20 protein-coding genes are annotated in these 18203 nt (G+C 41.4%); 12 read left to right on the forward strand and 8 right to left on the reverse strand.

Annotation, left to right across the window (positions count from 1 at the left end; translation table 11 throughout):
- Positions 1 to 59 precede the first annotated feature (59 nt).
- Positions 60 to 719, forward strand: coding sequence for a VTT domain-containing protein (locus BFS30_RS14650; protein WP_069379967.1), 660 nt, complete (start codon positions 60 to 62; stop codon positions 717 to 719).
- Here BFS30_RS14650 and BFS30_RS14655 read toward each other — a convergent pair.
- The 5 genes from BFS30_RS14655 to BFS30_RS14675 are packed head-to-tail and all read right to left on the reverse strand — an operon-like array spanning position 716 to position 7972.
- Positions 716 to 1672 carry a zinc dependent phospholipase C family protein gene (locus BFS30_RS14655; RefSeq protein WP_069379968.1) on the reverse strand — a complete coding sequence of 319 codons (957 nt, stop codon included), beginning with the start codon at positions 1670 to 1672 and terminating at the stop codon, positions 716 to 718. The genes BFS30_RS14650 and BFS30_RS14655 overlap by 4 nt on opposite strands.
- Positions 1673 to 1707: 35 nt before the next feature.
- The gene (dnaK, locus tag BFS30_RS14660) at positions 1708 to 3567 is read right to left on the reverse strand and encodes a molecular chaperone DnaK (RefSeq protein WP_069379969.1); all 1860 of its coding nucleotides are present in this window, start codon (positions 3565 to 3567) and stop codon (positions 1708 to 1710) included.
- A 39-nt stretch (positions 3568 to 3606) separates the two neighbouring features.
- Positions 3607 to 4707 (reverse strand): DUF3810 domain-containing protein, encoded by a 1101-nt coding sequence (locus tag BFS30_RS14665; RefSeq protein ID WP_069379970.1) that lies wholly within the window; start codon positions 4705 to 4707, stop codon positions 3607 to 3609.
- Positions 4707 to 6041, reverse strand: a complete 1335-nt coding sequence (locus BFS30_RS14670; protein WP_069379971.1) for a dihydroorotase — start codon at positions 6039 to 6041, stop codon at positions 4707 to 4709. The genes BFS30_RS14665 and BFS30_RS14670 overlap by 1 nt, the downstream gene beginning before the upstream one ends.
- Positions 6042 to 6067: 26 nt before the next feature.
- Positions 6068 to 7972: a M1 family metallopeptidase gene (locus BFS30_RS14675; protein WP_069379972.1), complete on the reverse strand. Its 1905-nt coding sequence runs from the start codon at positions 7970 to 7972 to the stop codon at positions 6068 to 6070.
- Between the two features lie 157 nt (positions 7973 to 8129).
- Here BFS30_RS14675 and BFS30_RS14680 point away from each other — a divergent pair, with 157 nt between their 5' ends.
- From BFS30_RS14680 to BFS30_RS14700, 5 genes are all read left to right on the forward strand, one after another.
- The gene (locus tag BFS30_RS14680) at positions 8130 to 8906 is read left to right on the forward strand and encodes a TlpA family protein disulfide reductase (RefSeq protein ID WP_069379973.1); all 777 of its coding nucleotides are present in this window, start codon (positions 8130 to 8132) and stop codon (positions 8904 to 8906) included.
- An 85-nt stretch (positions 8907 to 8991) separates the two neighbouring features.
- Positions 8992 to 10323: a DEAD/DEAH box helicase gene (locus tag BFS30_RS14685; RefSeq protein WP_069379974.1), complete on the forward strand. Its 1332-nt coding sequence runs from the start codon at positions 8992 to 8994 to the stop codon at positions 10321 to 10323.
- An 11-nt stretch (positions 10324 to 10334) separates the two neighbouring features.
- The gene (locus BFS30_RS14690) at positions 10335 to 10613 is read left to right on the forward strand and encodes a hypothetical protein (protein ID WP_237028584.1); all 279 of its coding nucleotides are present in this window, start codon (positions 10335 to 10337) and stop codon (positions 10611 to 10613) included.
- Positions 10614 to 10949: a gliding motility protein GldC gene (gldC, locus tag BFS30_RS14695; protein WP_069379976.1), complete on the forward strand. Its 336-nt coding sequence runs from the start codon at positions 10614 to 10616 to the stop codon at positions 10947 to 10949. It abuts the gene before it with no gap.
- Between the two features lie 3 nt (positions 10950 to 10952).
- Positions 10953 to 11375 carry a hypothetical protein gene (locus BFS30_RS14700; protein ID WP_069379977.1) on the forward strand — a complete coding sequence of 141 codons (423 nt, stop codon included), beginning with the start codon at positions 10953 to 10955 and terminating at the stop codon, positions 11373 to 11375.
- A gap of 105 nt (positions 11376 to 11480) precedes the next feature.
- Here the strand turns inward: BFS30_RS14700 and BFS30_RS14705 are convergent, their stop codons facing one another.
- Entirely contained in the window at positions 11481 to 11996 is a 516-nt protein-coding gene (locus BFS30_RS14705) for a DUF421 domain-containing protein (protein WP_069379978.1), read from the reverse strand.
- A gap of 4 nt (positions 11997 to 12000) precedes the next feature.
- Positions 12001 to 12513 (reverse strand): methylated-DNA--[protein]-cysteine S-methyltransferase, encoded by a 513-nt coding sequence (locus BFS30_RS14710; RefSeq protein WP_069379979.1) that lies wholly within the window; start codon positions 12511 to 12513, stop codon positions 12001 to 12003.
- A gap of 73 nt (positions 12514 to 12586) precedes the next feature.
- Between BFS30_RS14710 and BFS30_RS14715 the strand changes: the two genes are divergently transcribed.
- Positions 12587 to 13246 (forward strand): heme exporter protein CcmB, encoded by a 660-nt coding sequence (locus BFS30_RS14715; RefSeq protein ID WP_069379980.1) that lies wholly within the window; start codon positions 12587 to 12589, stop codon positions 13244 to 13246.
- Between the two features lie 136 nt (positions 13247 to 13382).
- On the opposite strand, the gene BFS30_RS28205 is transcribed toward BFS30_RS14715, so the two are convergent.
- On the reverse strand, positions 13383 to 13556 hold the full coding sequence (locus BFS30_RS28205) for a bacteriocin-like protein (RefSeq protein ID WP_420488415.1): 174 nt from the start codon (positions 13554 to 13556) through the stop codon (positions 13383 to 13385).
- Between the two features lie 745 nt (positions 13557 to 14301).
- Between BFS30_RS28205 and ccsA the strand changes: the two genes are divergently transcribed.
- The 5 genes from ccsA to BFS30_RS14740 all read left to right on the forward strand — a co-directional run bounded on the left by ccsA (position 14302) and on the right by BFS30_RS14740 (position 18203).
- Positions 14302 to 14958 carry a cytochrome c biogenesis protein CcsA gene (ccsA, locus tag BFS30_RS14720; RefSeq protein ID WP_069379981.1) on the forward strand — a complete coding sequence of 219 codons (657 nt, stop codon included), beginning with the start codon at positions 14302 to 14304 and terminating at the stop codon, positions 14956 to 14958.
- Between the two features lie 72 nt (positions 14959 to 15030).
- Entirely contained in the window at positions 15031 to 15249 is a 219-nt protein-coding gene (locus tag BFS30_RS14725; RefSeq protein ID WP_069379982.1) for a CcmD family protein, read from the forward strand.
- A gap of 152 nt (positions 15250 to 15401) precedes the next feature.
- The gene (locus tag BFS30_RS14730) at positions 15402 to 16823 is read left to right on the forward strand and encodes a Glu/Leu/Phe/Val family dehydrogenase (protein WP_069379983.1); all 1422 of its coding nucleotides are present in this window, start codon (positions 15402 to 15404) and stop codon (positions 16821 to 16823) included.
- Between the two features lie 143 nt (positions 16824 to 16966).
- On the forward strand, positions 16967 to 17638 hold the full coding sequence (gene msrA, locus BFS30_RS14735) for a peptide-methionine (S)-S-oxide reductase MsrA (RefSeq protein ID WP_069379984.1): 672 nt from the start codon (positions 16967 to 16969) through the stop codon (positions 17636 to 17638).
- 154 nt (positions 17639 to 17792) lie between these two features.
- Positions 17793 to 18203, forward strand: a complete 411-nt coding sequence (locus BFS30_RS14740) for a cytochrome c maturation protein CcmE (RefSeq protein ID WP_069379985.1) — start codon at positions 17793 to 17795, stop codon at positions 18201 to 18203.

The raw sequence follows: 18203 nt of genomic DNA on the forward strand, positions 1-18203 counted from the left end.
CAAAAATAGCATGGTTATTGCCATGATATTCTTAATTTTGGGACTTAATTTATACAAACTTGGAAATTTTCTCACAACTGGTAGATTTTATATTACACACCGATAAAGCTTTAGTGAAGCTGGTAAGTGATTATAAAACATGGACTTATCTTATTCTTTTCTTAATTATTTTTGCTGAAACCGGTTTCGTGGTTACCCCGTTCTTGCCTGGTGACTCTATGTTATTTGCCGTTGGGGCATTGATTGCAAAAGGAGGCACTGGTTTAGATATCTGGATCATGTTCCTGCTTTTGAGCGTTGCGGCCATATTGGGAAATAGTCTCAATTATCGGCTCGGAAGCTTCTTCGGCGTAAAAGTCTTTAAAGAAGGGAATAAAATTTTAAAATTGGAATATTACAATAAATCGCATGAATTCTTTGAGAAGCATGGTGGAAAAGCAATTATGTTTAGCCGTTTCCTTCCGATTTTCAGAACGATTGCACCTTTTGTTGCCGGAGTGGCAAAAATGCCTTTTGGAAGGTTTACCTATTACAATGTGGTAGGTGGTCTTGGCTGGATTGGTAGTTTGTTGTTTGCAGGTTTCTTACTGGGACAAATTCCGGTAGTCAGAGATAACTTCTCTATTGTAATCCTTACGATTGCAGTAGTTACGTTTGCTCCGGTTATCTATGCTGCAATAAAGAGTAGAATTAAAACTAAGGATATCGTAGAGAACTAAGGCTCCCGACCGATAATCTGTCCTTTATCATAAAGCTTTTGGTCTTCCTTAGCCCTTTTCAGGTCTGAGGAAGACCTTTTTTTATGGACCAGGTTACGCAATTCCGGCTGTCCGGCATCAACCCAGGCAGAATACCAGTAGGAGCCTGTGGCCAGGATTGCAGCACGCATTTGCCTTTCTACCATATGGTTCATTTTCTCATGATAGGCACGGGAGTAGTTTAATGAGTATTGTCGCATTACCTGCTGGTATCTTTTCGAGAAGCTGTATTTTCTATAGGAAGGCAGGCTGGAACTCAGCGATGCCTCCAGCGTCAATACACTATCTGATAGCTGATGACTGTGACTGATGATTGCCCAGGCTTTTTGTAAGGGATCCTCGATATATATCGCTTTTCCGACTCTGTAATTATACTTTTTGGCAAATAGTTCTGGTAAACGGCTCTCCCAGAAAGCGTGTATGCCATGTTGATTGCTCAGCTGTCCGTTGTGATTTTGTGTGGCATGGAGCGGAACATGGGCATCAGCAACATAATGCCCCAGGTAAGCCGAGTAAACGAGTATTTTTAAAGAATCCCTGTCCTTAAAAGCATTGATGAGTTGGTAATAAGATTTTTGGATCTGCCAGGGAAGTGTTCCGTTGCTGCTCAACTTTGCAGCACCATACTTCTTTAAGGCATCGTTATATTTTCTGGGGATGCTATCGATATTTGTTTCATAGACTTCTACGTCGAGATAATGTCTCGGGGCTTCAGCGGAGTCTGCATAGCGACGTTTGTCGGCGTCTACGGCATGATCACTAAGGTATTTGATGTTTGCCTTGTAAAAAGTATTGACGCCGTTATGGAGCGTAAAAACGGCCAGGTAATTGATCCGTTTATGGGCATAAAACCCCCAGGAGCAAAAAAAGAGAACACCGCCACATAGCATTACAGAGATAAATACCTGCTTCATCTCTGTAAAACTATATAAACGAACCTATTGAGTGGTTATTTATCTATGCTTTTTCCTTTCATGGCGGAAGATACCGCCACATCCATCACACGTTCTGCAAATGGACGGGTAAATTCATTCAATTCATCAGCTTTTTTCAGGATCTCGTCCTTTTCTGCCTTCCCTAAAGCTATTTTAAGGGCATCAATATGGGTACGCGTTTCTGAAATTTCTGTTTCGGTCAGGAAGCTACCATGTTTTTCAATAAAGCGTTCTGCAGTATACACCAGTTGTTCCCCTTCACTTCTGGCTTCAATTAACATGCGTTGTTCAACATCGCTCTTCGCATGAGTAATGCTGTCTATCAGCATTTTTTCTACAGTATCATCGGTTAAACCATAACTTGGCGTAATGTCGATCTCCTGTTTTACGCCTGATCTTAATTCTATCGCCTGCACGGTTAGAATCCCATCGGCATTTAACATGAAGTTGATGTCTACCTTAGGTAAGCCTGCAGGCATTGCAGGAATCCCTTTCAGGTCAAACTCTGCTAGTTTTCTGTTCTCCTGAACAAGATCACGTTCTCCCTGAAAAACAGAGATCTTCATGTTGATCTGTCCGTCGATAGAGGTGGTATACTGTCTTCCTGCTTTGGTCGGAACTTTGGCATTCCTGGGGATGATCACATCCATCAGTCCACCCATGGTTTCAATGCCTAGAGAAAGTGGGGTAACATCGAGCAAGAGAATATCGGAGCGGTTCCCGGCAAGAATATCTGCTTGAATGGCTGCACCTAAGGCTACTACTTCGTCCGGATTAATCTGGTCATGCGGCTTACGTCCGAAGAATTCGGCAACCTGTGCTTTGACATAAGGTGTACGGGTAGATCCTCCAACCAATACGACCTCATCAATTTCGGCAACAGTTAACCTGGAATCGCTTAAAGCCTGTTTACACGAATTCAGGGTTTCAGCTACTTTCGCTGCAATAAGTTGCTCAAATGTTTGCTTGTCTAAAGTACACCAGATGTCGCCAATCTGTTCGTTGAAGAGGTTTTGATTGCTCAATGCTTTTTTTGCTTCTTCCGCTTTTAACCTTAGCGATTGCATCAATCCCGAATCCTGTGCAAGTGCATCAGCATCCAGTTTATTCTGCTCTATCCAGTAATGAACAATAGAACGGTCAAAATCGTCACCACCTAAAAAGGTATTTCCGTTTGTTGCCAGCACTTCGAAAATGCCGTTTTGTATAGATAAGATGGACACATCAAAAGTACCGCCTCCAAGGTCATATACCGCAATTGTTTTTTGCTGACTGGGATCAAGGCCCAGGCCGTAGGCAAGACTGGCGGCAGTAGGCTCGTTTACAATTCTCAATACATCCAGGCCTGCCAATTTTCCGGCATCCCTGGTTGCTTGTCGTTGACTGTCATTAAAATAAGCAGGGACAGTAATTACGGCACGGTTAACGGGTGTTTTTAACGCATGTTCAGCCCTTGCTTTCAATTCTTTCAGAATTTCTGCAGAAAGCTCAATAGGGGTATAAAATTTATCTCCGGCTTTGATTTTTACCAATGAATCATTTTCATCATCTATGATTTTATAAGAAAAGGTGTCCTGATGACTGGCGACATCTTTATAGGACCTGCCTAGTAATCTTTTTACCGAAAATATAGTGTTTGCAGGGTCTGTAATTAAAAATTCTTTGGCCTCATTTCCGACAAGAGCATCTCCTTTAGCATTAAAATGTACAACAGAAGGGACTAATAAGCCCTTTCCGGTATCGTTAATTACCTGTGGGTTTTTGTCTGGATTAATAAAGGCCACCAGGCTATTGGTGGTACCAAGGTCAATACCGACGATGATTTCTTCTTGTTGCAGGGAGCCTGTCGCCAGGTTAATGGATATCTTTGCCATAGTCTGGCAAATTTAGGAATGTTTTAAGGTTTTTTTGTGTTAAGGTTGTAATGTTTTGAGCTTCTGTCTTTGAATCAGGTCTTTTTTATGGATATTATAGAGCCAAATGACAATATCCTGATAGCTGTCTGTTCCTTTTCGCTGGTTATTCAGCTTTAAAAAACTATCCAGAGCTACCCCCATATAACCATACATATCGCTGTTATATTTCTGCCAGAAGGCCCTTTCAGTTTTAAAGTCTTTAATTGTTTCGGGATTGATACTGGCATAAAGACGCTGATAATCTTCCGGAGATTTTATCCTGATCTCATATAAAATGCTTCGGAGCATATTGTACTCCGCAGAGTACCGGAAATTCTGATCAGTACTGTGGACGGCGACAAGATAGCCGATGAGGTTGGCTTCATCCTCTCTCCCTATGCCAAGCTGGTGTGCAATTTCATGGCAGGTAACAAAAGGTAGAGATACTGAAGGTAAGCGCATATTGACATTTGCTTCCCCGGAAAGTGGGTTGTAATAACCTTCAATGCCAATTTTGGTGACCAGCCAGCTATTTAATACCGCTTTGACTGATGGGCTGCGGTATTGAAAAAGGGGATTTGTTTCTTTCATCAGATCATAAGCTGATTTGGCTTTAAGTTCCAGTTCTCCGATTTTGTAATCTGCTTTTGCCGGGTGTGGAAAAGCATTTAGCTGATCAATGAAATATTCGCCCAATAGGACCAGCTCTGCGGTATTGTATTTTTGATTTGGAATCCCGAGCTGTTTAGAAATCGACGGGCGGGAGTAATTCAGTCCCCACAAGATTTTAAACACAAGATAAAGAATGAGAAAGAAATTAATTACCTGCAGAAGAATCTCAGTTCTTTTTCCGGGCTCTGGTTTTCCCTGAGAGAGTTTTTTGAAAAACAGATAAATGCTTCTCAGCACAAAAAGTACGAGAAGGAGGTATAAAAAATCGCCCAGCGCGAAAGGGAAAAATGAGCTGATGAAACGTTGGATGACAGCTGTAACCTGGTATAAACCATTGGCGTATACCCGCTCTATAAACGAGCTGTTCAGGCCGGCGAGAAAGATAAATCCCGACAGCATGAACAGCAGGACAAACTGTTTGAACTTTGGCCTGTCCTTTAACGTCATTATCTGTTAAAGGCTAATCTTTTTCCAATCTTGTGGGTCATGAACTTCCCTTTTTGGTAAGCCAGGTTTCCGGAAATGAAGGTATGGGTAATCTCGGCCTGGAAGGTCTGTCCTTCAAACGGCGACCATCCGCATTTATACCAGAGGTTTGCCCGAGTTACTTTTACGGGATCATTCAGGTGAACCAATACCAGGTCAGCCCAATAGCCTTCTCTGATAAAACCCCTTCTGTCGATGTTAAAACAAGTTGCCACGTTATGGGCTGTTTTCTCAGCGATTTGTTCAAGGGTGATTTTCTTTTGATGGTACATTTCCAATAAAGCAGAAAGGGCATGCTGTACTAAAGGGCCTCCGGAAGGCGCCTGTAAGTAAGGTTGTTCTTTCTCTTCTATGGTGTGTGGGGCATGATCCGTTGCAATGATGTCAATATGGCCGTCCAATACCCCTTTCAGGATGGCATCTTTATCCTGAACAGTCTTTACCGCAGGGTTCCATTTGATCCAGTTGCCTTTTGTTGCATAATCCCGATCGTCAAACCAGAGGTGATGCACACAAGCTTCAGCAGTAATCCGCTTATCTTTTAATGGGGTAACCGCATCAAAAAGGGCTACTTCCCGTGCTGTAGAGATGTGTAGGATATGTAAACGGGTATTGTATTTTTTTGCCAGCTCCACGGCCATAGAAGAAGACAGGTAGCAGGCTTCAGCACTTCTGATGAGCGGATGCATGTCTATGGTGATGTTGTCTCCATATTTCTCCTTGTATGCTGCCATATTCTCGCGAATGGTTTTTTCATCTTCGCAATGTGTGGCAACGAGTATCGGTGCATCTTTGAAAATATTTTCCAGCACCTTCTCATTGTCTACAAGCATATTCCCTGTAGAGGAACCCATGAAAACCTTAATTCCGCAAACATTGTTCGGATCGGTTTTCAAAACCTCTTCCAGGTTGTCATTAGAGGCGCCCATGAAAAAGGAGTAATTTGCCAGTGATACTTCTGAAGCAATATTGTATTTATCGGTCAGCAATTCCTGGGTCAAAGTATTCGGAACGGTATTCGGCATTTCCATGAAGGAGGTGATCCCCCCGGCTACCGCGGCCATGCTTTCAGAAAAGATATCCGCCTTATGGGTTAAACCGGGTTCACGGAAATGGACCTGATCGTCAATCATTCCCGGAAAGAGGTGCAGGCCTTCCGCATTAATTTCTTTCGCTCCTTCCACCTGGATGTTTGGGGCGATTTTTTCAATAAATCCGTCTTTAATTAGTACGTCAGCAACAAAGATTTGGCCTTCGTTTACCACTGAGGCCGCTTTTATCAGAATGGTGTTCATGACCTCAAACTTAAATAAAAAAAATGTTATTTACTTTTCCATGTATTGTCTCCGCCATTGGCATCTACAAATATGCCGCCGTTAATGGTAATCTCTGAGATCGCTTTCTTGGCATTTAAGGGAATTCTTGCCAATCTCTGGTCAGTTTTCCAAATGGCCGGTGTCTGATGGATGACTTCATTGCTTCCATCCTGATAAGTAACTCTGATATCAAAAGGGATAGCGAAACCACCTGTATTGTGAATAGAAAGTTCATAATTCAAGCCCTTATTGCTGACTTTGCCAATACTCAGATCGATGTAATTATTGCTGAAAAACCAGTTGTTCCAATACCAGTTAAGATTCTCTCCGCTTACATTGTTCATCGTGTAGAAAAAGTCCCATGGAATAGGGTGTTTGCCGTTCCAGCGTGCCATATAGGCATGTAGGTGTTTTTTAAAGGCCGCATCGCCAAGCATGTCCTTTAATGCGAGGTAGGCCAATGCAGGTTTGACGTAGGCATTGTTGCCATAACCAACTCCTGAAACCTGAGTGGATAAAGAAATGACAGGCTGATCCTGTTCAGTTGAAGGATCAAAGGTCCACCTGTTTACCCGGAATTTTTTAAAGTTCTGGTCAGCTTTGCTTTTTCCAAGTTGTGCAATGCCGATCAGGTATTCCAGTGTCGTTGCCCAGCCCTCATCCATATGCGCATAACGGGTTTCATTAGTGCCCATATAAAAAGGAAAATAGGTATGCGCAATTTCGTGATTGAGTACAAATTGAGAGAACTCCATATCGGGAGTGCTGGAGTCGTTTACCATCATTGGGTATTCCATGTCGGCAAAACCCTGCACAGCAGTCATCTTAGAGAAAGGATAGGGGATGCCAGGCCAGTTGTTGGAGAACCAGTCTAATGCCAGTTTAGACCAGCCAGTGGCCTGTGCAAAGTCTTTGGCTTTTGCATCATAAGCGGATTGTACGCTTGTTCTTCTGTTTGTTTTGGTATCCACCACTACGCTTCCGGCATCCCAGAGGTAATGACTGCTCAGGGAGAAAGTCATATCGGTAATGTGATCCGCTGTAAATTTCCAGCTGTTCCATTCATTCTGCTTTGTTACCTGTCCTTTAGCCATCTCCTCTGCAGTGGCCACAGGGATGATTTCTTCACTGGTATATGATTTTTTTAGACGTTCGGCAAAGGCGGGTTGAAGGACTTCATCCGGATTTTGCAGGTCGCCGGTAGCCCATACCACATAATTCTTTGGTGCTTTAACAGTGAGCTGATAATCATTGAAATCGTTGTAAAATTCAGCACGGTCAGTATGAGGGATCATATCCCAGCCGTTGTAATCATCATAAACGGAAATTCTCGGGAAAGCATAGGCCACAAAAAAGGTGGTGCTATCGAGTTGCCCCTCTCTTCCACTTTCTTTAGATAGGGGATAGGACCAGCTGATGTTAAAAACAGCGGTTTGACCGGGATTCAGACTGCTTTTTAGAGGTACTTTTTCAACAGTGCCCCAGTCCCCGGTGTTAATGGTATAATTTTGTCCGTTTATGGCGAGGGATTTGATTTCCAGTCCGGAGGTCAGGAAATCTTTGCTGACGTATCCTGATCTCGGTGCTTCAGGTTTGTGCAGATTGTTGACAAACCTGATGGCTACTTCAGAGAGGGTATCCCGGCTATTGTTGGTATATTTTATGGTCTCAGTCCCTTCCACAAGTCTGGTGTCCGGGTGTACCTGTATGGTCATATCATATTTCCCATGGTTTTGCCAGTATTGCTTTCCGGGTCTGCCATCTTTGGAACGAGTCCCCTTATCATAGGCGGCTTTAATATTTCTGGGCATATATAGTTCCTGAGCCTGTAAAGTTATAGTCCCGTTAAGCAGGAGTGCCAGGCTAAGAGGAAAAGCTGTTGCTGCCAGTCTGAAGATGTTCTTTTTCATAAAATGATATCGTGGTCTTATAAAAGTAAGGATTTTATGTTTTTTTAAGGGAATTGCCATCATAATAATACATCGGTTATTCTTTTAGTCCGACGTGGCTTTTAATTAATTCAATTTTTATTGATAGTTTTATTTAAAATTAAAATCTTTAGATAAAATGAAACTCGCATTTGCAGTTCTCCTTCTTTGGAGTATAACCTTTATATCCCTGGCACAACCTGTCAGTCCCGGCAAGCCCCTGATGAGTCCGGAAGAAATATCAAAAGATGTAATGAGCTGGGGGAGGTATGATGCGGGTCATCTCCGGCTGTCCGGTGATTTTAAGGCATACGACCAGCGGGCTGCCCTTATTGGTAAAGATCAGTTCCTGAAACAATTGGCTTCGGGAAGTTATCTGCCGGTAAAGTTGAGTGCTAATGATGGAGTATTGAAATATCAGCTCTATAAAATGCCAGCTAAAACGGAGTCCTCACTGAAAGAGGTGATTAAGGACTATGGTAAAAGATATTACAATTATTATAAACGAGAAGGGCAGCCGATTCCAGGCTTTAATTTTAAGGATGTCAATGGAAGGGTCTACAGCAAGTTGAATACCAAGGGCAAAATTGTGGTATTAAAGTGCTGGTTTATTGCCTGTACTGCATGTGTTGAGGAGATGCCCCGTCTTAATCAGGTCGTAGATCAATATAAAAACAGAAAAGATGTGGTATTTATCAGCCTTGCATTTGATTCAAAGAAAAAACTGGATGTTTTCTTGAAAAAATCAAAATTCAGCTATGCTGTGGTTCCTGATCAGGAAGGTTATATGAGGGATCAGCTTCAGATCAATAGCTATCCGACTCACCTGATTGTTAATAAAAAGGGGATGGTGGTAAAGGTTGTTAATAGTGCTGAGGATATGATCAGGGCATTAAATAAGGAATCCGCTCTCTAAGTGGCCAGGATCACTATCCTGATTAGCGCCGGAGTGTATTAAAAAATGTAATTAACGATGCTGTAAATAATAGTATATTTGCAAAATGCCCAAAACATTTGAAGAGTTTAACCTTAATCGCCAGATTTTAAATGCTGTAGCTGATGCAGGGTTTACTCATGCCACCCCAATACAAGAGAAAGCAATTGCACCTGTGTTATCAGGTCAGGATATATTCGGTATTGCTGAAACCGGAACAGGAAAGACTGCAGCCTATGTTTTGCCGATCTTAATGCAATTGAAGTATGCACAGGGAGATGCTGCCCGTGCGTTGATCCTGGCTCCGACGAGAGAGCTTGCGATGCAGATTACTGAACACATCAGAATTTTCTCCAAATATACCGACCTCCGTACCGTAGTGGTTTATGGTGGTCTGGGTCCAAAAACACAGATTGAACAAATCAAAGCCGGAGTTGATATTATTGTAGCTACTCCTGGAAGGTTCCTCGATATTTACCTGGCCGGACATATCAATACCCAGTATTTAAAATTCCTGGTTTTAGATGAGGCAGATAAAATGATGGATATGGGCTTTATTGGCTCTATTCACCGCATTTTGGAAGTTGTTCCACGCAGACGTCAAAACCTGCTTTTCTCTGCAACAATGAGTGATCTGGTTCAGAAAATCGCAGGAGATTTCTTAAAACATCCTACCGTTATTGAGGTTGGTTTACAAGCTACACCTGCTCAGACGGTTACTCAGGTCTTATATGAGGTGCCCAATTTAAAAACAAAGATCAACCTGTTACAGCACCTGCTGAAAAATGATGAGGAGTTTAAAAGACTGATTATTTTCTGTAAGACTAAAACAGTAGCGGATAACATTTTTAGCTTCATCGAACGTAAATTCGGTGCGGATGCAGTGAGGGTAATCCATGCTAATAAAGGACAGAATACCAGGATAAACTCCATCAATAGCTTTAAAGAAGGAAACATCAGAGTACTGGTGGCTACAGATGTGGCTTCCCGTGGAATTGATGTTTCTGAGGTTTCTCACGTGATCAATTTTGATGTACCGATCATCATCGAAGATTATGTCCACCGTATCGGTCGTACAGGAAGGGCCTATGCCAAAGGTGATGCCCTGACCTTTTTCACGCCGGCGGAAAAATATTACATTGAGAAAATACAAAAGTTAATCAGACAGGAGATTCCTGTAGTACCTTTGCCAACGGAAGTTTTCGTAGAAGAGACCCCTTATGAAGAACGTCAGGCTATTAACAGGGCTATTGATGATCAGAAACGTAAGGATGATCCTGAGTTTAAAGGAGCCTTCCACGAGAAAAAACATGCGGCAGCAATTGCTGCTAAAGAAAGGGAGAAGAACAAAAACAAAACCCCTGCCTGGAAGTCTAAGAAATTCAAAAAAAGAAAGTAAACAAAGAGGAATTGAAAGTAAAACTGACGCCACTTAATATTGTTTCCGCGGTCTTTCTGGTGATTGCCGTAATGCTCATGTTTGAAAAACAACCCGCACCAGGTGTCAAAGCAATTGACCTGGCAAGGATATTAATGTGGTTTAGCTTTCTGATCGTTTTGGTTTCTTTTATCTCTGATCAGATTTTCCGAAAGTTCATTCCTGAACTGAAAAAAATATGGGCCATAGAATGTGCCTTTATTGTTTTTACCATCATTTTAGTTTTTATTATAAAAGTCAGCATATATTAAATGAAACAAGCAGAAATTAAAATTACGGTACAGTTAGATGATAACAATGTACCTGACAATATCCTATGGGAATCTACAGACGCTAAAAGCCAGGAGCAGGTGCCTGTAAAATCAATGATGTTGGCCCTTTGGGACCATAATTATAAAAACTCCATGCGCATCGACTTATGGACTAAAGACATGCCTGTAGATGAGATGAAAAGATTTTTTTACGAGACATTGCAAACAATGGGGGATAGCTTCCTTAAAGCTACAGGAGAAAAATTGATCATCGAAGATTTGCGTGATTACTGTGCGCATTTTGCAGATAAAATGGGTATCAATACGCAGCAATAAGAGATGAGAGCTCAGGGAATTATAGGTGCGGTAATCATGGCAATTGGTGGAATGTGTCCTTTGCTACGCATCCCGATTATCGGCAACTGGAACTACTTTGATCTGGACCAGACACTGGCCATTACTTTTTATGTATTGGTACTGGTTGGATTATTGGGCGCTTTTACCCAAAAGGCAGGACTGATCAGGTTTGCCGGATGGGCAGCTATCGCATTGGTTGCAATCACACTTGTTGGTGTGTATTTTAAGGTGAATGGTTCCTTTGGATTTCTTCATTTCAAAAAGCTGGTTAATCTCGCTGCAGGAATGGTAAAGTATAAGTGGGGCTGGTATGTAATCCTGGCGGGTGCCTTTATTTTGATTACAGTGAGAAGGCCTAAGGTGGCTGTAGTGAGTGCTGCGGTGCCTGCCGAAGTGGCCATATAACTATATAAATATTCTTCCGGAATTGGTGGTTCCTTCGCTGTCTGTAGATGGTCTGGGATTAACCGGTTCCGGAATTTTTTTGGCTTTAGGCAAGGTATGCTGTTTTTAATTCAGTGAGCCCAGAGATTTGTGTTTCTTTTTTCGCTTATATTGGGTTTGTTTCAGGTCTCCGGAGCCCGTAATGATGCTGATATTGCCGTCTGTCTCAAATACCGCCAGCTTCACATCTTTGTATTTCTCTACACCGTGTTCCCTCATTGCTTCGCGTAGTTCTTCATTGCTGATGTCCAGCTTGCTTAGCGTTGCGAAATCGAGGTTTCCATCGTGGATCAGGATTTCCGGTTTTTCCGAGAGCAGCTCCCTGAATTTTTTACTCTTGAACATCAGCTTTTTTAATGCGTAATTCAGGGCGAACAGGACTGCGGCGGCAATCAGGCCTCCCAGCAGACTGGTATTGTTGCCCACCATGGCATTCTGAACGGCATTACTGATGAGTAGAATCAGTACCACATCGGTCGTGTTTAGCTGAGAGAGTTCCTTTTTACCGGTTAAACGGATAGCGATCAGCATAAATGCGTAGACGGCAAGGCTTCTGAGTATGATGTCGAGGTATGGGTTCATGTGTTTAGAATTTTAAGGTCATTTGTCCCTGCTGACTAACTTCCCTTTCATGGTCCAGTAACCACTTTTTGCGCCAGAGCGATCCGGCATAGCCAACTAAAGTGCCGTCACTTCCGATTACCCTGTGACAAGGTACAACAATGGCAAGGTTGTTCTTCCCATTCGCTGCAGCCATCGCCCTTATGGCGAGTACATTGTTCATCTGTTTTGCCATTTGCAGGTAAGATCTGGTGACGCCGTAACCTATCGTAAGCAGGGCAGACCATACTTCCTGCTGGAATGCTGTGCCGGATTGTTTTAAGGGTAGGGTAAAGGTTTTTAGACGGCCTTCAAAGTAATCTGTAAGCTGGGAAACGGCCAGTTTTGTAAGCTCATTTTCAGTAAGTGTTGAAGAGTCTGCCTGGTTATCGGAATCAGATGGTTCTCTAAAAGTGATTTTTTGAACATACTGATCATCGGCAAAGATGCTGACGGGACCAAGGGGGCTCTGTAAAATACTGCAATATTGATTACTCATAGGATTACAATATTATGGATATTTAAGTTACAAAGATAAAAGATCGGGGATTAAGAATTATCTTTGCGCCTGCATGAATTTAATAGATCAGGTTAAGTTTTTAATTAAGAAAGAGCTGCTGTTGGAATGGCGTTCCAAATACGCTTTGAATGGTGTTCTTCTCTATGTCGTGTCGACGGTTTTTGTCTGCTACTTATCTTTTGTAAGTGTAGAAAAGATTACCTGGAATGCTTTGTTCTGGATCATTATGCTGTTTGCTTCGATCAATGCAGTCTCAAAAAGTTTTCTGCAGGAAAGTAGAGGACGGCAACTGTACATTTATACAATAGCAAGCCCTTTGGCACTGATTATTTCAAAAACCATTTACAATGTGTTGTTGATGATGTTACTGACGGTTATTGCACTTACCTTTTATACCCTGGTATTTAGTTATGTACCGGAGGATCTTGGTTTGTATATCGTCGCTACGCTTTTGGGAAGCTTAAGTTTCTCTACCATATTTACAATGATATCAGCAATTGCTTCTAAGGCCGGTAATGGGGGGATGTTGATGGCCATTCTGAGTTTTCCTGTGGTCATCCCGGTATTGATCGTATTGATAAAGCTGACCAAAAATGCAATAGATGGACTGGACAGAAGTGTAAGTCTGGATGAAATTGGCATTTTGCTGATCATAAATGCGTTGGTGATGTCAGTTTCCTTAATTTTATTCCCGTATCTCTGGAGGGATTAACAGGTCAAATAGGTGCTGGCCAAAGAGCCAGGACATCTGTAATCAGGCGCCTGGCTCTGAGGTAATTTAAGCCTGAAATTTATTAAAGAATTTATAGCGGCTGACAGCGTTCTCCTGTCCAGATGTCGTCACAACGTTAAGGAACACATTCTTCGTAGCTGGGACAGCCAAATTGGATCGGGCCGTTTGGAAGCCTGTGGGTACAGCTAATAGAGCAGCCAGGAGGGATTATTCCTCCACCTGTTACTTTTTTAAGCTCATTTCTGCTTAATTTTTGATTTCCTGCTAATTTTAAATTGGTCTTTAACATACAATTTGATTTAGGGTGATTAATAAAATGTTACCTGCATTTATAGCCGATTTGGTGAATTGCCTAAGGGCATCTGTAGCCGTAGATCTCCCGGAGAGGGTCGCATAAAAATTGTTGGCAAGGCTTATTTCCGGCGCAGGATCTTGCTCCGGTTTCTGCATCCATGAAACATTGATTCGGGCAAAGGGCCCTGGCAGTATCCTCACTCGTACCACCCGTTAATTTTTTCATGTCGGTTCTGCTCAGAGATTGAGCGTTTTTTAGTTTTAACATAAGATTAAATTTGGTTAGTTAATGTATTGATTTTGTTGTTCTGGATGACAGCCAGGCCTGTAGTTATTAGAATCTTAAACGAGATAAATTATAAAAATAAAAAATACTGTGATTAAAGTCTTTTAAAGATATTGATGGTTTGTTATTTTTCTAATGTATGTTTGTTGTAATTAATAGTTTAACATAATTATTAATTATATACTCAAAAAATATATGTGGTAATTTATGTGCGACTGTTTTGATGGAAGGTATATTTGTTGCTCGTTTAGGATAATATCCCTGAAATTTAATTGTGCAATTTTTCTGTGACATATCAGCCATCGTTTCCGGACGATTTTTTTCGGAGCAGAAGAACTCTACCGGCTTTTGCAGTAAGCAACATGTGTTTATTGGCTTAATTATAACGTAAGTAGGCAAATTTCTCTTTACATTTGGCGGTTAATAAAATTGAAAAGATTAAATTTTTAGATCAATGTATAAGAGCTGGTGGAAAATATTAGGAGCAGTGCTGGTAATTTATTCAACTATTGCAGGTTTTTTGGTTAAGACGCCAGATTTGCCCATTGTTCGTGAAAGTATCAGAAACCTGTATTTTCATGTTCCTATGTGGTTTAGCATGATCGTTTTATTTAGCGTATCTGTTTTTTATAGTGTTAAATACCTAAGCAGCAGCAACCCTGAGGATGATACCAAAGCTGTGGAAAGCGTGAATGCCGGGGTGATTTTTGGAATGCTGGGAATTACGACTGGTATGATCTGGGCAAGGTTTGCCTGGGGACAGGCCTGGAGTTTTGATGTGAAACAAAATTTTGCTGCCATTTCAATCCTTCTTTATTTTGCCTATCTGGTATTACGGAATGCGGTGGACGAAGAACAAAAGAGGGCGAAAATCTCTGCCATCTATAATATATTTGCTTTCCCGATTATGGTCGTGCTGCTTTTTGTACTGCCGCGTTTATCCGACTCATTGCATCCTGGTGACGGCGGAAATCCGGGTTTTAATTCTTACGACCTTGACAGCCGGATGAGGATGGTATTCTATCCTGCATGCCTGGGCTGGATTCTGGTTGGTTATTGGATCTACACCATCTTATACAGGGTTCGTATCCTTGAAAAAAATAACCGCTAAAAAGATATTTTCTTTGCAAATCCGCATGATCTGATGCAGACTTTTAATACCCTTTATTAAAATATATACCAAATGAAAAAAATTACAGCAACCTTTTTAATGTTCATGATCACCATGCAGCTGTTCGCTCAGGGGCAAGGTTCGGCCATTACTGATAGCCTATACGCTTCCGGAAAAATATACGTTGTGGTAGCATGTGTGGTGCTAATCTTGCTGGGCTTGCTTTTTTTTCTATTTACGATAGAAAAAAGATTAAAAAAATTAGAAAAGAAAACTTCGGCTAAAATCTAATTTTAAATCGTTTAGGCCTTGTTTTTGCCCGCTTTATGATGTGGTGTTTGCATTACACTAAGTAATTCTGTATTTGCATTAATGGTTTTTTTTAATGCAATTTTGCACCTAATTAGGATACGAACTTATATTCAATTCATAAATAACAACTAATGGCTAATACAGCAAACGAGACAAATTTTTTTGCAGATGTCTGCAAGAATTTTGACAATGCCGCCCAATTCACTTCCCATCCAGAGGGTCTGTTAACCCAAATCAAAGCTTGTAACAGTGTATATCGTTTCCAATTCCCTATCCGTAGAGGAAATGGTTTCGAGGTTATTGATGCATGGCGTGTGGAGCACTCTCACCATATGAGTCCTACCAAAGGTGGTATTCGCTATAGCGAAATGGTTAACGAAGATGAAGTAATGGCTTTGGCTGCTTTAATGACGTACAAATGTGCTATTGTCAACGTTCCTTTCGGAGGTGCTAAAGGGGGGATTAAAATCACAACTAAAAACTATACTGTTGGAGAGTTGGAAAACATTACCCGTCGTTATACGACAGAATTAATCAAAAAGAACTTTATTGGTCCCGGCATTGATGTTCCTGCTCCTGATTATGGATCAGGTGAGCGTGAAATGAGCTGGATCGCAGATACATATATGACCATGAACCCAGGTCAGTTGGATGCTTTGGGTTGTGTTACCGGAAAACCAATCGCATTACACGGTATCCGTGGTCGTAAAGAGGCTACCGGACGTGGCGTGGCTTACGCCATCAGAGAATGCGTTAGTGTAGGAGAAGATATGGCTAAAATTGGCTTTAAGGCTGGTTTAGGTGATAAAAGAGTGATTGTACAAGGATTAGGTAATGTGGGTTATCACTCTGCAAAATTCCTTGCAGAATTCGGAGCTACTATCGTTGGTCTTTGCGAATTTGAAGGTGCAATCTACAATGCAGACGGTTTAAATATCGATGAAGTATTTGCTCATCGTAAATTAACAGGATCCATCTTAGGATTCCCGGGTGCTACAGAATTTAAAAATTCTATGGAAGGTTTAGAGCAGCCATGCGATATCCTTGTGCCTGCAGCATTGGAAAACCAGATCACTTCAGGGAATATCAGAAATATTAAAGCTAAGATCATCGCTGAAGGTGCCAACGGACCTTGTACTCCGGAAGCAGAAGAGATCTTTACTGAAATGGGTGGTATCATTATTCCTGATATGTATTGTAATGCTGGTGGTGTTACGGTATCTTATTTTGAATGGTTAAAGAACCTTTCTCACGTAGCGTTTGGCCGTATGGAAAACCGTTATGCCGAAAACTCTAATAGAAACTTAATTAATACCCTGGAAAGCCTTACTGGTAAAAGCATTCCAGCCGAACACCGTTTAATGATTGTAAAAGGGGCTTCGGAGTTGGAATTGGTAAACTCCGGCCTGGAAGATACCATGATCCACTCTTACCATGAGATCAGAGAAACTTTAATGAACAAACCTGGTATCCAGACTTTAAGAACAGCTGCATTTGTAGGTTCAATTGATAAGATTGCAATTTCTTATATGAACCTTGGTATCTGGCCATAAGACGGGGCATCAGACGATTAAAAAAAGAGGGCAATTTATTTGCCCTCTTTTTTTTATGTCATTTTTTCTCAGCAGAACTGAAAGGTAAAACTTCCTGCTGATGATTCCCGTATATTGGAATAATCAATATAGAAAGTTAAACGATGCAGATACGACGAAGGGTTTGTGTATGGATGCTTGCTTTTTTTGCGGCCTGTTCAGCAGGACCAGCGCAGCAGCAACTGGAAAGCAGAAATGGATTTGTGGTGATCAGTCTGCCAGCGGAAGGTGAGCAGCTGGCTACTTTTGCAGGAGGTTGTTTCTGGGCGGTGCAGGAGGGAATGATTGGTCTGAAAGGAGTCCATAAAGCGATTAGTGGATATGCAGGAGGGATTACCGTAAATCCGGATGATGCCGCTGTGCGGTCGAAAACTACTGGACATGCGGAAACGGTACAGGTTTATTATGATCCAAAAGTGATCTCTTTTGAAAAATTGTGTGAGGCCTTTTTTTATCTTCATGATCCTACTCAGGTAGACAGACAGGGCCCGGATATCGGGTCTGATTATCGGTCTATTGCTTTTTTTCGGACTCCGGAAGAATTTAGAACCATTCGCCGGGTTATCGATCGCTTTCAGGCCAGGGAATACCCGAATATTCCTATTGTTACGGAAATCCTTCCCTTTAAAATCATTTATCCGGCGGAAATGGAGCACCAGGATTACTATAAACGCAATTTATGGGATACTTATATCAGGAAAATCTCCAGACCAAAAGTGAATAAACTCCGTAGGAAAATGCCGGAATTCACCAAATCCGGATATGAAACAGAATAAAAATCTTCTGTTTTCCGACAGGAACTCCTTCAATCTTAGCGTTTTTGTCAGAGAACTATCAATAAATGGTCATCAAAGTGATTTGGAAGGCCCTAAAAGATTTTAGGTACTTATATTTTTTATCTTTGTACCATTCTAAAATTTTATTAGCATCATGAGAAAAAGTGCAATTATTGGTTTAATTACAATAGCAATCTGTGTAGGGTTCTTAATCAGCCTGAATGCCGGCACAAGCAACTATTCCACTTTCTCCGAAGCTGCAAAAGATTCCCGTGAATTCCATGTCATGGGATACTGGGAAAAAGCGAAAGGGATGTATTATGATGCCCAGAAAGATGCCAATCATTTTGCTTTCTACATGAAAGATGAAAAGGGCCTTGTGAACAAAGTAGTTTACAACGGCACAAAACCTCAGGATTTCGAACGTTCAGAAAAATTAGTTTTAATTGGTAAAATGAAAGATGATACCTTTTATGCTTCAAAAATATTGATGAAATGTCCTTCTAAATATAACAATGACCTTGTAGAGGTAAAAGAGGACGGTCAGGTAATAAAATACAACTAA

The sequence above is a fragment of the Pedobacter steynii genome (genome assembly GCF_001721645.1).
GTDB lineage: Bacteria > Bacteroidota > Bacteroidia > Sphingobacteriales > Sphingobacteriaceae > Pedobacter > Pedobacter steynii_A.